Annotated in this window: 14 protein-coding genes; 8 read left to right on the forward strand and 6 right to left on the reverse strand. The window is 44.9% G+C overall.

Annotated elements, in window-relative coordinates; translation table 11 throughout:
- Positions 1-14: 14 nt before the first annotated feature.
- The 3 genes from murC (at position 15) to KNQ02_RS01945 (ending at position 2,546) form a co-directional block, all read left to right on the forward strand.
- Complete coding sequence (gene murC, locus KNQ02_RS01935; RefSeq protein ID WP_214766592.1) at positions 15-1,310, forward strand: UDP-N-acetylmuramate--L-alanine ligase; 1,296 nt, start codon at positions 15-17, stop codon at positions 1,308-1,310.
- 165 nt (positions 1,311-1,475) lie between these two features.
- A complete protein-coding gene (locus KNQ02_RS01940) occupies positions 1,476-1,991 on the forward strand; it encodes a DUF5698 domain-containing protein (RefSeq protein ID WP_088837636.1) in 516 nt (171 codons plus the stop codon).
- Positions 1,992-2,105: 114 nt separating this feature from the next.
- Complete coding sequence (locus KNQ02_RS01945) at positions 2,106-2,546, forward strand: Dps family protein (protein ID WP_029331180.1); 441 nt, start codon at positions 2,106-2,108, stop codon at positions 2,544-2,546.
- 54 nt (positions 2,547-2,600) lie between these two features.
- Here the strand turns inward: KNQ02_RS01945 and KNQ02_RS01950 are convergent, their stop codons facing one another.
- On the reverse strand, positions 2,601-3,713 hold the full coding sequence (locus KNQ02_RS01950) for an aminopeptidase (RefSeq protein WP_088837635.1): 1,113 nt from the start codon (positions 3,711-3,713) through the stop codon (positions 2,601-2,603).
- Positions 3,714-3,853: 140 nt separating this feature from the next.
- Between KNQ02_RS01950 and KNQ02_RS01955 the strand changes: the two genes are divergently transcribed.
- The 4 genes from KNQ02_RS01955 (at position 3,854) to ccpA (ending at position 7,422) form a co-directional block, all read left to right on the forward strand.
- Positions 3,854-4,426, forward strand: a complete 573-nt coding sequence (locus tag KNQ02_RS01955; protein WP_029331178.1) for a DUF948 domain-containing protein — start codon at positions 3,854-3,856, stop codon at positions 4,424-4,426.
- Entirely contained in the window at positions 4,423-4,986 is a 564-nt protein-coding gene (locus tag KNQ02_RS01960; protein ID WP_214768758.1) for a YtxH domain-containing protein, read from the forward strand. The genes KNQ02_RS01955 and KNQ02_RS01960 overlap by 4 nt, the downstream gene beginning before the upstream one ends.
- 183 nt (positions 4,987-5,169) lie before the next feature.
- Complete coding sequence (locus KNQ02_RS01965) at positions 5,170-6,255, forward strand: bifunctional 3-deoxy-7-phosphoheptulonate synthase/chorismate mutase (protein WP_088837633.1); 1,086 nt, start codon at positions 5,170-5,172, stop codon at positions 6,253-6,255.
- A 156-nt stretch (positions 6,256-6,411) separates the two neighbouring features.
- The gene (gene ccpA / locus KNQ02_RS01970; protein WP_088837632.1) at positions 6,412-7,422 is read left to right on the forward strand and encodes a catabolite control protein A; all 1,011 of its coding nucleotides are present in this window, start codon (positions 6,412-6,414) and stop codon (positions 7,420-7,422) included.
- A gap of 74 nt (positions 7,423-7,496) precedes the next feature.
- Here ccpA and KNQ02_RS01975 read toward each other — a convergent pair whose 3' ends face one another.
- The 4 genes from KNQ02_RS01975 to KNQ02_RS01990 form a co-directional block, all read right to left on the reverse strand.
- A complete protein-coding gene (locus KNQ02_RS01975) occupies positions 7,497-8,252 on the reverse strand; it encodes a FixH family protein (RefSeq protein ID WP_214768756.1) in 756 nt (251 codons plus the stop codon).
- Between the two features lie 110 nt (positions 8,253-8,362).
- Positions 8,363-9,556, reverse strand: coding sequence for an acetoin utilization protein AcuC (locus KNQ02_RS01980; RefSeq protein ID WP_088837630.1), 1,194 nt, complete (start codon positions 9,554-9,556; stop codon positions 8,363-8,365).
- Positions 9,553-10,185 (reverse strand): acetoin utilization AcuB family protein, encoded by a 633-nt coding sequence (locus KNQ02_RS01985; protein WP_214768754.1) that lies wholly within the window; start codon positions 10,183-10,185, stop codon positions 9,553-9,555. Before KNQ02_RS01985 ends, KNQ02_RS01980 begins: the two co-directional genes overlap by 4 nt.
- A gap of 12 nt (positions 10,186-10,197) precedes the next feature.
- Positions 10,198-10,830, reverse strand: a complete 633-nt coding sequence (locus KNQ02_RS01990; protein WP_214766586.1) for a GNAT family N-acetyltransferase — start codon at positions 10,828-10,830, stop codon at positions 10,198-10,200.
- A 145-nt stretch (positions 10,831-10,975) separates the two neighbouring features.
- On the opposite strand from KNQ02_RS01990, the gene acsA reads away from it, so the two are divergent.
- Positions 10,976-12,679 (forward strand): acetate--CoA ligase, encoded by a 1,704-nt coding sequence (acsA, locus tag KNQ02_RS01995; protein ID WP_214807228.1) that lies wholly within the window; start codon positions 10,976-10,978, stop codon positions 12,677-12,679.
- A gap of 128 nt (positions 12,680-12,807) precedes the next feature.
- On the opposite strand, the gene KNQ02_RS02000 is transcribed toward acsA, so the two are convergent.
- Positions 12,808-15,330 (reverse strand): transglycosylase domain-containing protein, encoded by a 2,523-nt coding sequence (locus tag KNQ02_RS02000; RefSeq protein WP_214766582.1) that lies wholly within the window; start codon positions 15,328-15,330, stop codon positions 12,808-12,810.
- Positions 15,331-15,429: the final 99 nt, after the last annotated feature.

Consider the following 15,429-nt stretch of genomic DNA (forward strand, 5'->3'; position numbering starts at 1 on the left):
TGGAGGGCTTTTATATGACAAAGTATCATTTTGTTGGGATTAAAGGGACTGGAATGAGTGCACTTGCCCAAGTATTACATGAGATGAACCATCAAGTACAAGGTTCTGATATCGAAAAACACATCTTTACTGAGGACGCTTTACGGGCGAAAGGTATTCCGTTTTTCCCGTTCAACGCCGACAACATCAAAGAAGATCAAATCATCATTCAAGGAAATGCGTTTGGTGATGAACATCCAGAAATCGCGCGGGCAAATGAACTTGGTTTAACAATTTATCATTACTACGATTTTTTAGGTCACCTAGCAGACGAATATCGTTCAGTCGCAATCACAGGGTCACACGGTAAAACATCGACGACAGGTCTGTTGTCACATGTCTTAAGCGGAATCACGCCAACCGCATTTCTGATTGGTGACGGTACAGGTGCAGGTGTCGAAGAGGCAAAAGCATTTGTGTTTGAAGCATGTGAATACAAACGTCACTTTTTATACTACAAGCCAGATTATGCAATCATGACGAACATCGATTTTGATCACTCGGATTATTTTACAGGCATTGATGACGTCGTTTCGGCGTTCCAAGAAATGGCGATGCAAGTCAAGCAAGCGATCGTTGCTTGTGGGGACGACGAGCATCTTCAAAACATTCAAGCGAATGTGCCTGTCCTCTACTATGGTTTTGGACAGAACAATGATTTCCGCGCTGAAAATGTCGCATCAACACCAGACGGCACATCATTCGATGTCTATTTACGGGATGATTTTTATGGCACGTTCCTGATTCCGGGATTCGGTCAACATCATGTCTTGAATGCTTTATCGGTCATCGCAATCTGTCAGTATGAAGGGTTGAACAAAGAGGATGTCGCGGAACGTCTCGCTTCATTCGGAGGAGTCAAACGTCGCTTTAGTGAATCAGATTTCGGATCACAGATTTTAGTCGATGATTATGCACACCATCCGAAAGAAATTAGTGCGACGATTGAATCGGCACGTAAGAAATATCCGGACCGGGAAGTCATCGCGATTTTCCAACCGCATACGTACACACGCCTAAAGTCATTCATGGATGATTTTGCGACATCGCTTCGGGAAGCGGACGCTACGTATCTCTGTGAGATTTTCGGATCGGCGCGAGAGCAAGAAGGGCAAGTTCGGATTGAGGATCTCCAAGAGAAGATTCCGAATTCTGACATCTTGACGCGAGATAATGTTTCGATTTTAAGTAAACATGACAATGCTGTTCTATTGTTCATGGGTGCGGGGGATATCCAAACGTACCAACAGCAGTATGAAGGAACAAAATAAAATGTTTCATCAGTAAAAGGCATGGGTGCATTCAGGCATCCATGCCTTTTTTGTCGGTTTCGTGAAGTTAAGAAAAGATGACGTACGCCGAACCATTTTTTTATTGCATCTTGAATTGAATTTTGGAATAGTGGGGGTATGTTAATTTAGGAAGGAATCAATCACATGGGACAAATTTTCTTGATTTTATTATTGCAGCTCATTTACGTGCCTGTCCTGACACTCCGGACAATCATGCTCGTCAAAGGGCGGACTGTCATCGCTGGTGTCTTCGGGACGGTCGAAACGTTAATCTATATCTTTGCTTTAGGCGTCGTGTTCCGTGACTTGACGACGCTCGGAATGGTCGTCTACGCACTCGGATTCGGGCTCGGTATTTTAATTGGTGGCTTCGTCGAAAGAAAACTTGCGATTGGCTACAATATGATTCAAGTCCATACACAAGAATTTCCGGCTGAACTGATTCAAGTCATCCGCGATAACGGATTTGGTGTCACCCATTACCAAGGACAAGGACGAGACGGTGTCCGGTACCGGCTCGATGTACTTGCTGCACGGACGCGGATGAAAGTATTGCGTGGTTTAGTCGAAGAATATGAGCCAAAAGCATTCCTCGTTGCTTTCGATTCGGTCGACTTCAAAGGGGGATACATGCTGAAGGGGTTAAAACGTCAAAAGTAATGAAAACTTTTGAAGAACATCACGGGATTCTCCACAAAAAGATGTTTACTCTATGTTATTTAAGGATAAAGATGATATAGAACAAATTACAATTCGTGAGAGGGGTAATCGAAGATGATTAGTAATCACGCAAAAACAGCACTAAACCAACAAGTTGCAAACTATGGTGTTTTATTCGTAAAACTCCATAATTATCATTGGTACATTAAAGGACCAGAATTTTTGACGTTACACGTTAAACTAGAGGAATTGTACACGTGGGTATCTGAGCAATATGATGTTGTCGCAGAACGACTGTTGATGAACAATGGAAATCCTTCAGCGACAATGAAAGAATATTTGGAGCAGACGACGCTTGAAGAAGCAAAATCTGGCTTATCTGCCGATCAGATGGTTGAATCCGTCATCAGCGACTTCCAACAAGTACGTAAAGAAATGCTTGAAGCGATTGAACATTTAGAGGCGCAAGACGTGACGGTCGAAGATGATTTACTGGCTCAAGCAAAAGAAATCGAAAAACAAATTTGGATGTTGCGTGCGACACTAAAAAAATAAGTGAACAAAAACGGATGACTGCATCCTTAGAGGATTCGGCCATCCGTTTTCTACTTATTTTAGATTTTCCGGGTTCAAGACGTCGAGTTCAGGAAGGACGAATCGTCCATCTTTACGAATCAAGACATCGTCAAACCAAATTTCACCGCCGCCATAATCCGGGCGTTGAATGTTGACCAAGTCCCAATGGACCGAAGAATCGTTTCCGTTATAGGCTTCAGCGTAAGCTTGACCCGGCGTAAAGTGGAAACTGCCATCAATTTTTTCGTCAAATAAAATATCTTTCATCGGATGTTGGATGAATGGATTGACACCAATCGCAAACTCACCGACGAAACGGGCGCCGGCATCTGTATCAAACACTTGATTGATGCGCTCCGTATCGTTCGCCGTTGCTTCAACAATTTTTCCGTTTTCGAACGTCAATTTTACGTTTTCGAACGTAAATCCTTGATAAGGTGACGGTGTATTATAGGAAATGACGCCGTTGACGGAATCTTTGACAGGGGCCGTAAAGACTTCACCGTCCGGAATGTTGGCATTACCGGCACACTTGATTGCGGCGATATCTTTAATCGAGAACGTTAAATCTGTCCCGTCCCCGACGAGGCGGACACGATCGGTCTTGTTCATCAGCTCGACGAGTGGTTCCATCGCCTTGCCCATTTTCTCGTAATCCAGCGTACAGACATCAAAGTAGAAGTCTTCAAACGCTTCTGTCGATTGGTTGGCAAGTTGAGCCATCGAAGCTGTCGGGAAACGGAGGACGACCCATTTCGTTCCTTTAACACGATCTTGGGTATGCATTTTCCCTAATGTTTGTCCGTATAACTTCATTTTGTCCGATGGCACGTCAGATAATTCATTGATGTTATCCCCGGCACGTAAGCCGATATAAGCGTCCATCGCTTGCATCTGCTTTTGCTCGATGTCAGCCATCAATTGAAGTTGCTCTTCTGATGCATTTCGGTATAATTTTCGTAGAATACGATTATCTTTCAACAGGACGAATGGAAGTCCGCCTGCTTCATAGGCAGCATCAACGAGTGCTTCGACTAATTCGCGCTCAATTCCGAAATTTTCAATTAAAACTTTTTCACCAGGAGCGAGTGCAACAGAATAATTAATTAAGTTCGTTGCAAGTTGTGTAAGACGTGGATCGCGCATGAATAGTTCCCCCTCTAATTTGCGTATGTAGGTTTCATCTATCATTGTAACGGAAATAAACCAATTGGAGTAGCAGGAACGACTCGAGATACGTCGAACTACCAACAAGACACTAGCAAAAGAAATTGGAGGCATGAATCATGGAAATCACATTAGGCGGTATCGCCGGACTAGTCGCTGCGATCGCATTCGTAGTGCTCGTTATCTTCCTTGCGCGCGTACTTGGTGCAGCAAGCAAGACACTAAATAATGTCGCAGACACGACAGCAGGGCTTGAACGCCAGCTGGACGGAATTATGATGGAGACGACGGCGTTGCTACATAAAACGAATCGTCTTGTCGATACAATCGAAGAAAAAACAGAGCTCCTTGCGCCGGTTGCGAATTCGATTGAAGAGTTAGGCACATCGCTAAACAAAGTGACGGATTCTGTTCGAACTGTTTCTGATACAGTAGCAGGGGCAGCAGATACGAACAAAGAACAGATTGCTCAAGCGGTTCGTTGGGGTTCAGTCGCTGTTGAACTCTTTAAAAAGAATAAACCGGAATCAGGTCAACCTGTTTCATCTTCTAGTACGGCTACGACAACGGTGGAGAAAAAACAACGCCGCCGTTTCCGTAAACAGGCAGATACACCGGTGACACCGGAAGTCGTGTCAGTGCCGGATGTTGAAAGTATTCCAGATGAATTGAAGGGAGATCGTAAATCATGACAAAACAACACCCATACCAAGCCCAGGACCAAAATACTTCAAAAGGTGGCGGCTTCTTAGCAGGTATCATCGTTGGAGGATTGATTGGTGCAGCCGCTGCGTTACTTTCAAGTCCGAAGTCAGGAAGCGAGATGCGTGGCATGCTCGATGAGCGTACAGCTCCTGCACGTCAACGCTTGAATGAACAGACGCAAGTGGTCCGTGAAAAAGCGGAGCCGCTCGTCGGCGAATGGATTCAACTGGCAAAAGATAAAGCAGCACCGGTCATCGAAAAAGCGAAAAAAAATTCAACTGTTCAAGAAGCGGCACAATACGCTGGTTTTGAAAAAGATCAGGCAAGCATTGACGCAGCACTCGCAGAAGCAGAACAACTCGTACGAGACATCGAACGTGAAATCGGTGAGGAAATGAACGGTGCAGCTGTTGCGGAACAACTCGATACAGAGACTGTCGCTGATCTTTCAGAACTGCGTGAAGGTTTAGAAGAAGATCAAGAAGATGAGGCTGAGGAAAACGATCCGCAAGCAGACATGGCAAACGAGAAAAAGCCGAAGAAGTAATTTACTGAACGTATTAGCTGCTTTTAGTAGCTAATACGTTTTATTTTTTTGTATAATTTGATTTGATAAGAGCACATCAAAAAAAGAATGGGTTCGAGTAGTTCTATCATGTACAATCGGCATGAAGTCGGCTATAATTAGTTGCTATTACGAGCTATATGCTGATTAGGGAGTGGTAGACAGATGGATCAACAAGCAGAACTAAAGCGTTTACGCGATGAACTTGATTTAGTAAACGCTGATTTACTAGAATTAATCAACAAGCGGGGCGAAATCGCCGTCGAAATCGGTAAAGTAAAACGTGCGCAAGGGCTTGACCGTTACGACCCGGTACGTGAACGTCAGATGCTTGAGTCGATAGCCGAAAATAATCATGGTCCTTTTGAAAATGGGCGCCTTCAGCATATGTTCAAAGAGATTTTTAAAGCGTCACTTGAACTACAAGGGGAAGACCGGACACGTAAATTGCTCGTGTCACGTAAACAAAAACCAACGAATACGATTATCCGTGTTGGAGATGATGTCATCGGTGACGGATCCCAACAACTGATTGCTGGACCTTGTGCCGTTGAAAGTGAGGAACAAGTTTTTGAAGTAGCCGCACAGCTTGCAAAGCATGGTGTTCGCTTCATGCGTGGCGGGGCATACAAACCACGGACATCGCCTTACGATTTCCAAGGGCTCGGTTTAGAAGGATTGAAGATGTTAAAAAAAGCAGCAGATGCGCATAACTTACATGTCATTACCGAAATTATGACACCGAGTGCCGTTGAATCTGCTTTACCATATGTTGATATCATTCAAGTCGGTGCACGTAACATGCAAAACTTCGATTTGTTAAAGGAAGTCGGGCGTACGAACAAACCCGTTCTTTTAAAACGTGGTCTTTCAGCAACACTCGAAGAATTCATGTACGCAGCTGAATACATCATGGCGAGCGGGAACGATCAAGTCATCCTATGCGAGCGCGGTATTCGTACTTACGAACGCGCGACACGGAATACACTTGATATTTCTGCCGTTCCTATCCTGAAGCAAGAAACGCATCTTCCTGTCATGGTCGATGTCACACACTCGACAGGACGAAAAGATATTCTTTTACCGACGGCGAAAGCTGCATATGCTGTTGGGGCGGATGCCGTCATGGTCGAAGTGCATCCATTCCCTGCATTGGCACTGTCTGATGCGAACCAACAACTTGATTTTAAAGAATTCGATGCGTTCGTCGAAAACTTAACGTCAACTTTTCCGGCACTAAACGTTCAATGATTTTGTAAAAAGGGTAACCTATAGCGAATGAAAACGTTTTACAATGAAGGAAGAATGGGAAAAGAAAGATATCTTTTCCTGTCTTCCTTTCGTGTTGTCTAAAAATGAAAATGAGAATGAAAACGAAATGATTGTTTAAATAAGGAGGAATTTGCTTTGAACAGTAATATTACAATTTATGATGTAGCACGCGAAGCCGCTGTTTCGATGGCGACTGTCTCCCGGGTAGTTAACGGAAATCCGAACGTCAAGCCATCCACGCGCAAGAAAGTCCAGGATGCAATCGATCAACTCGGGTATCGCCCAAATGCCGTCGCACGTGGACTCGCAAGTAAAAAAACGACAACGGTCGGAGTCATCGTACCGGATATCTCAAATATTTTCTTTGCCGATTTAGCGCGTGGGATTGAAGATGTCGCGACGATGTACAAATACAACATCATTTTATGTAATTCCGATCAAAATCGTGAAAAAGAAATCCATCTCTTGAATACGTTGCTCGGAAAACAAGTCGATGGCATCATTTTCATGGGTGGACGCCTTCATGAAGATTTAGTCCGCGAATTCAAAACATCCCCTGTGCCGATCGTATTAGCAGCGACGCTCAATCAAGACTATGATCTTCCTGCTGTCAACATCGATTACGAGAGTGCGGCATATGACGCCGTCAAATCATTGATCGATCATGGACATAAACGGATCGGGTTCATCACGGGTCCACTCGAGCAACAGATTAACGGTGAGAAGAAATTTGCCGGGTACCGTAATGCCCTGGAAGAAGCCAATCTTCCGTTTGACGAACAAAATGTCGTTTTAGGAAACTACACGTATGATTCAGGAATGAAGGCAATGAACCAACTGCTTGAACTCGGTGAGGAGTGCCCACGTGCAATCTTCGCTGGGACGGATGAAATGGCTCTCGGTGTCATTCATGCCTTACAGGACGCAGGTCACCGTGTTCCTGAAGACTTCGAAGTCATCGGACACGATAATACACGTCTCGCGACGATGATTCGTCCGAAGCTGACGACTGTCGTGCAACCGATGTATGATATCGGAGCAGTTTCGATGCGTCTGTTGACTAAAATCTTGAATCAAGAAGAAATTGAAACAAATGATGTAACGTTACCGCACCGGATTGAGCACCGGGACTCTACACGTTCATGATGTTCAAACAAAAATCGTCCTCTTTCCTAGTCGAGTCTAGGAAAAAAGACGATTTTTGTTTTGTTCTAAATTATTTAAGGTGTCACGGTAATAAGTTGATCTTGATGGTGATGCAACTGATCATTTTCAACATGAAGCCGGACCGTCGTTTGACCGGCTTGTGCTAATTTGACTTGACCGACGTACATATCGTCTTTCAACGTTAGTGGAATGTACGTATGTTTTTCGACACCTTCTTCGATGACTTCGACTTGGACATCTGCTTTTAAGACTTCACCCTTTTCAAAAATATGAAACGAAACGGGGAGCGTCGCACCTGCCGTGACTTTCGTTGCCCCCATATAGTGGACTGCAAGGTTTTCGCTCGAAGCATGATCGTGCTCAGCATCAGTATGTGAAGCTTCTTCATGCGAATGATCCATCACAGTAAAAGAAATTTTATCCATGTGATGTAGACCCTTTTTATCATTGATATGATAGAGTCCTTCGTATTCGCCTTCAGCTAGTGTTGCTTCTGCTTGGTAAGAACCCGTTTTTTTCAAAGAAGCTTTAATTTTTTTATGAGCAGTATCTTTTTCATCTGCTTTCCAAATCTCGAACGTCACATCTTCTACATTGACTGCTTTTTTATCTTCGACAGCAGTTGCTTTAAATATGACCTTTTCATCAGCCATCGTTTTTGCTGGAACCTCTACTTTGACGTCGACTGCCGGTTTCCCACTACCTTGCATCGCGTCGTGGTCCATCGCTTTTTCTTCGCTATTGTTGCATCCTGCAAGAAATAGACCAGTTGCAAGTACGGCAACACTCATCCCCATCATTTTCTTCATGTTCAGTCCCCCAATTATTCATTTACTATGTAAAGTATTGAAACCTTATTTAGTATACCAATAACTTGTGAAATCCGAACGAAGTATATGTGAAAAGTACAGGACAATTTTTAATCACTCGAGTAGGGTGAAGCTTCTGATAAACGGTCTTTTTTCGCGTCATCGATAAATGGCCATAGGAGTCGTTTAACGGTTTCCCAGTTTTTTTCCTCGATTTCAGGTCGACGGGGAATCGAAGGATACACTGGCAATTGATCTGCCCACGTAGTCGGAACCGTCGTGCTCTGTTTTGTCCATCGCTCAATCCAGTCTTTCGGGAGGTCCCCACTAAATGGTGCACGATTTGTCAAAGCTGCGAAGACTTGACTCCAGGCGCGGGGAACGACACGGTACCAATCGTATCCTCCTCCGCCTAAAGCGACAATCCGGCCTTTCGTATAACGGTTTGCTGCTTCGACGGCGATTTGCGGAATTTGTTCATAACTTTTCATCGTGAGCGACAAGTGAGTCAATGGATCAAGCGCGTGGGCATCGGCACCATTTTGCGTAATGATCAAGTCAGGTTGGAACAACTCACAGGCTTCGAACAAGGCAGTCCGATAGGCGAGTAAAAACGAAGCGTCTTCCGTAAAAGCATCAAATGGAATGTTCCAACTGAAGCCATAACCCTCTTCAGATCCGCGCTCTGTCACCATACCTGTCCCCGGGAAGAGATAACGTCCTGTTTCATGCAGTGACAGCGTCATGGCATCGGAACGATTATAAAAAGCCCACTGGACACCATCGCCATGGTGCGCATCGGTATCGACATAAAGAATACGACACGCATATTTTTCAATCATCGCCGCCATGGCGACTGCTGTATCGTTGTAGATACAAAATCCTGAAGCACGACCACGAAAACCATGGTGCAGACCACCCGCGATATGAAATGTCCGTTTATATCGTCCGGACAAGACGAGTTCGCAAGCCTCAATTGTTCCACCGACGAGTAGTGCGGCACCTTCATGCATGTCAGGGAAGACGGGTGTATCTTCTGTTGCTAGCCCATACATCTGTGCCTTCATTGGCGTCAGTTCACCTTGACCCGCCAGCTTGACGGCTTGAATATAATCGGCATCATGTACGAGTCGTAACTCCTCATCCGTTGCGCGACGTGGTGCGATACAGTCGACGTCCTTGAGTGCCCCCATCGTCTCTAAGAGAGAGACGGTCAAGTCCAGTCGAATTGGGTTGAAAGGATGTGTATCGGAAAAACGATAATTCGTTTCTTCCTCACTGTAAATATAAGCAAACTCTTTCATCGGCTGACGTCGGGACCGAGTACATCGAATCCTTCCTTCCGTAACTTTTCGATGATTCGAATCGGATTCATCGTCTGGACACGAAAAGCGACGATGCGGACATACGGATCAGGCGTAGGATACACGAGGACATTTAAGATATTGATATTCGTTTTGGCGAGTAGATTCGCAATCTTTGCTAATGTACCCGCTGTATTTTCAACACGCACTTCGATTTGTGAGCTCGGCTCGAGCGCTCCTGTTAATTGAACGAATGTCCGAAGCAAATCGGTTTCTGTCATTAAGCCGACGAGACGCCGTCCCCGAACAATCGGTAAGCAAGATAAGCGATGTTCATAAAATACAATCGCGGCGTCTTCAATGAAATCAAGCGGGTGTGCCGTGATAGGAGTTTGTTGCATAATACTGGAAACGGAATTTTGTTGATCAACGTGAAGGGTATCTGGATGAAAGACACTGCTTGCACTTTGGAGCTCTTTTAGACCGATGAGACCGACAAGTTCATGACGGGCGTTTGTCACGGGAATATGGCGAATCTCATGACGTTGCATCAATTCTGCGGCATGCGCAATAGAATTTGTTGGTTGAATCGTAATACAATTCGTCTTCATGATTTGTTCGATTAACATGCTATTCCTCCTTTAATCGTACATGAAGCGACGGCGGAGCCGTAAAGCATCGAAATGAGCGACGACTTCTGGTGCGACATGTTTCCCGATACGTGCCATTAAACAATTAGCCGGATGCGATGCAATCTCTGGATCATCGGTCGGGAAAAAGACGAGGCCCCCGTGGTTCATCATCTTTTCCATGATTTTTCGATAGTCCCAAACAGATAGTCCACTGCCTTTTAAATCCCAATGCCAGTAATACTCGGTCGTCAAGATTAAGTAGTTTTCCATGGCCGGATCGAGCATCGATACTTCGAGAAGCTTTTTACCAATCTGTTGACCGCGAAAACGAGCAGACACTTCAATCGCACCTAGCTCTAAAATATATGGATTATTTCCTTCGCTCCATGTCTCATAAGGATCAGGGTAAAGGAATGTGACATAGCCGATGATTTCTTGGTTTTGCCTGGCGATAATGATCCGTCCTTCATCTAAATCTGCGATTTCAAGGAGCGCTTGATGCTGCTCTTTCGGTTGCCTGAAGGCAGTTAAACCATCATCGAGGAGGTAAGTGGCGAGTTGTTTACTCGCGACAGGTCCTTCGATTTCAACTGGACCGAGCGATGTTTCATGAGTACGATGATTGAATTGTTTTTCAAACATGTAAGCGTCACCACCTTTCTCTTTATTATAGCCGAAGCGAGTTGCGGAAAGAGAGGGATTTTTTAACAAATTAACGGCAATCGATTGAACTACACCATAACTAGCTTATAATGGAGAGGAGTATAGAGAAGGGGAGGAACGAGAGATGAAAGTTTTGAAAGCGCTTCCGGGTAAGCATTGGTTATCCGACTATAATGAATCGGCGTCATACGATTGGCAAGAAGCGGAACAATATTTTTCATGGGCAACGACGGGGAAAGTCAATATGGCCCATGAAGCAATTGACCGTCATGCTGAAGGTGAACGAGCGAATAAAAAAGCTCTGATTTACTTTGATGGAACGACGGAGCAAACTTTTACGTATGCTGACATGAAACGTTTGACGAACAAAGCGGCAAACGTTTTGACGGATGCTGGAATCAAAGCAGGAGACCGAATTTTTATCTTCATGCCACGTTCGCCAGAACTTTATTTTGCGTTGCTCGGTGCCTTGAAAGTCGGAGCAATCGTCGGTCCGTTGTTTGAAGCCTTCATGGAACAAGCTGTACGCGACCGCTTGCTTGATTCTGAAGCAAAGATGTTGATTACGACGAAAGCATTATTACCACGTGTTCCGCTTGAAGAGTTATCGACACTCGAATCCGTCTTTTTAGTCGATGAAGACATCGAGACGACAGATCGGCTACTGGACTTCCGGGCAGCGTTCGAGTCCGCGTCAGATGTGTTCGAACCGGTTTGGCTCGACCGGGAAGACGGTCTCATCTTACATTATACGTCTGGGTCGACGGGAAAACCAAAAGGGGTCTTACACGCTCAAAATGCTATGATTCAACACATGATGACCGGACGTTGGGTTCTTGACCTTCAGGAAGATGATATCTATTGGTGTACAGCAGATCCAGGCTGGGTGACGGGGACGAGTTATGGGATTTTTGCCCCGTTCTTAAATGGTGCGACGAATGTCATCGTCGGTGGTCGGTTCAATCCAGAGTTTTGGTACAGTGTCATTGAAAAATACAAGGTAACGGTTTGGTATAGTGCACCGACCGCATTCCGGATGCTGATGGGGGCCGGCGCAGACGTCGCACAAACACATGACTTGTCGAGCTTACGGCACGTGTTATCCGTCGGAGAACCGCTCAACCCAGAAGTCGTTCGTTGGGGAAAAGAAGCATTCGACCAACGCATCCATGATACGTGGTGGATGACGGAAACAGGGGCAATGATGATTTGCAACTACAAATCGATGGACATCAAACCAGGGTCGATGGGGAAACCGATTCCTGGGACAAAAGCTGCAATCATCGATGATCAAGGGAATGAGTTACCTCCGTTTAGAATGGGCAATTTAGCTTTGAAAACACCGTGGCCATCCATGATGCGGCAAATCTGGAATAATCCACAAAAGTATGAATCATACTTCTTCAAAGGATGGTACGTTTCAGGAGATTCTGCATATATGGATGATGAAGGATACTTCTGGTTCCAAGGACGCGTCGATGATGTCATCATGACGGCAGGAGAACGGGTGGGACCGTTCGAAGTTGAAAGTCGTCTTGTCGAGCACCCGGCAGTTGCAGAAGCCGGTGTCATCGGGAAACCGGATCCAGTACGTGGTGAAATCATCAAAGCCTTCATTTCGTTACGAGACGGCTATGAACCGACTGAAGAATTGAAACAAGAAATTCAGGCGTTCGTCAAAGAAGGACTGGCAGCACATGCGGCGCCACGTGAGATTGACTTCCGAGACAAGCTACCGAAAACCCGGAGTGGTAAAATCATGCGCCGTGTCTTGAAGGCGTGGGAACTAAATCTTGAAGCGGGTGACCTCTCGACGATGGAAGAATGATGTCAGAGTAAGTGACATATAGGATTGACTGTTCTTGAACTACCAACGATGCTTCGTTGGTAGTTTTTTAATATGAACAAAAAAACGAAGTTCACTGTTACGTGAACTCCGTTTTTTTTTGAATGGCTTCATTCAGTTTTTTTGTCGTCTTCTTTTGCTTTCTTTTCAGCATCAGCCTTCGCCTCTGCTTCTTTCTTCTTAGCCTCCGCATCGGCTTTCGCCTTGTCGTCAGCCGCTTTTTTCTTAGCCTCTGCATCAGCTTTCGCTTTGGCATCGGCCGCTTTTTTCGCGTCCGCATCGGCTGCTTTATCTTCAGCAGCTTTCTTTTCAGCGTCAGCTTTTGCTTGCGCTTCAGCGTCGTCTTTCTTCTTCGCGTCTGCTTCTTTTTCTTTTGCCTCGGCCTCTTTTTTCTTTTCTTCAGCGGCTTTTTTCTTCGCTTCCGCTTCTTTTTTCTTTTTATCTTCTTCTTTGAATGAACCTGAGTTCTTGAAGTCATCTGCGTCTACTGAAGCCGGTTGATTGAAGCGTGCACCTGACTTGAAGTAACTGTTGTTCGCAGCATACGTTGCATTTGCCATCTGTGCCCACAGGTTCTGGGTACGTTGGTAATATGTCGTTGCACCCATCAATGAGTTGTTTTGATCATGCCCCGTCCAAACCGCCAGTGTAACCCCTGGTGTTGAAGCAACGAGGTAAGAGTCCTTAATTTCGTTCGTCGTTCCGGTCTTACCGGCCCAATCGCCAGGTACTTTTAATAACGAGTTCGCATAACGAGCTGTCCCGTTATCAAAGACACCACGCATCATATCAAGCGTTAAATAAGCCGTACGCTCTTCGTAGATTTTTTCTTTTTTCGATTTAGCTTTATAGATGCTTTTCCCGTCTTTCGTAATCTTCGAGATGATATACGGTTCGACGTATTCACCGTAGTTCGCGAGCATCGCATAAGCACCAGCAAGCTCAACCGGTGTGATTTCCATCGTTCCAAGAGCAGCAGATGGTGCGTACCGGATGCTGTCAGGAACTTTAATACCCATGTCGACTAGTTTTTGAATCGAGTTCGACATATTCATTTTTTCGTAAATCTTCACGGCTGGAACGTTGAGTGAAAGTTCCAATGCCTCACGGACCGTCACATTACCTCGGTAACGCCCGCCTTCATTGTTGATTGGGTTGTCACCTGGTTGACGTGGAACCGTTTGATAATAATACTTTTCATCATTAACGGTCGAAGCCGGTGTAATCAAGCCGTTTTCGATACCGTTCGAATAAACAAGAATTGGTTTGGCTGTCGAACCGATTTGACGTTTTGCCTGGAACGCGCGGTTGAAATCATCCGCCGTTCCATCCGTGTAACGTCCACCGACGAAGCCTAAGATACGACCTGTCTCATTTTGAATCATGACAGCAGCCGTTTCTTCTGGATCTTTTTTCGAGACCGTCTTTTTCGTTTTTGGATCAACGACTTGCGTGTATTGTGGAGAAGCAGGGAAGTTGGCAGCATTTTTAGCTGGTGCCTGCATCGCCTCGTGAATTTTCTTATCAAGTGTCAAGTGAATCTTGTATCCGCCTTGACGCATGGCAACTAAAGCCTGTTCCTGATAGTTCGCTTTGACTTCTGCGAGTTCGGATGGTTTTACTTCATCTTCTTTGACGCCATCCTTTTTCATGAAATAGCTCGTCATGATTTTCAAGGCTTCTTTTTCAGCAAGATCGTAAACGTACGGGTACGTATCACGCGAACGTGTTGACGTTTTGGCGAAGTCTTTTGTGATATCGTATTTGACGGCTTTTTCATATTGCTTTTTCGTAATGTTTTTTGCGACATACATCCGTTTTAGAACAGTTTTCATCCGGTTCGTACTTGCTGTCAAATCTTCTTTGACGACACCACCTTGAAGGTAGGGTGTGTAATAATACGGGTTTTTCGGAATCCCTGCTAAGAAGGCTGCTTGTGGTAATGTCAGTTTTTTCGCGGATTTATTGAAGACACCACGAGAGGCGGCTTCGATTCCGGCAATATTTCGTCCGAGAGAGTTTCGACCGAATGAGACAACGTTTAAATAGGCTTGTAGAATTTCATCCTTCGTCATCGCATTTTCGAGACGAAGTGCTAAGATGATTTCTTTTGCTTTCCGTTCGAATGAAACTTCATTCGTTAAAATTTGGTTTTTAATCAATTGTTGTGTCAACGTACTGCCACCCGTCCGAGAAGACGAGTTCGTTAACTCCTGTAAGACTGCCCGGAGTGTTGCTTTCGGTACGACGCCATCATGTTCATAAAAATCGACATCTTCCGTCGAAAGAACAGCGTCTAGCAGGTAAGGTGAAATTTCTTTGATGTTGACCGGTTGACGTTCTTCATCTGTTGAAATGTTCGTCAACTTTTCGCCACTGCCCCAGTAAATTTCACTCGTAATGGCATAACTATTAACTTGTTGCTTCATTTCCGTTAATTCTGGTGCTTTTGTATCTTTGACGAGCGAAGCGAAATAGCCGCCTGCTGCACCGACAGAAAAACTCCCAATCAGTAGGACAGCAATGATGAGGAATAAAATGATATTCCAAGATACGTCATATGTGATATTCGACCAGTGCCGAACGGCTTTCGTTCGGGGATGATTCCAAAACTTGGACCAGTTCTCGCGCATAAATGATCTCCTTTACATCTTAAACTTGGGTGTAAATTAACATTAAATCACAGATAGACGTATTATACCACAACTGAAACGTGACAATGTCTCTTGACA

This window comes from Exiguobacterium sp. s102 (assembly GCF_018618635.1).
Lineage (GTDB): Bacteria > Bacillota > Bacilli > Exiguobacteriales > Exiguobacteriaceae > Exiguobacterium_A > Exiguobacterium_A oxidotolerans.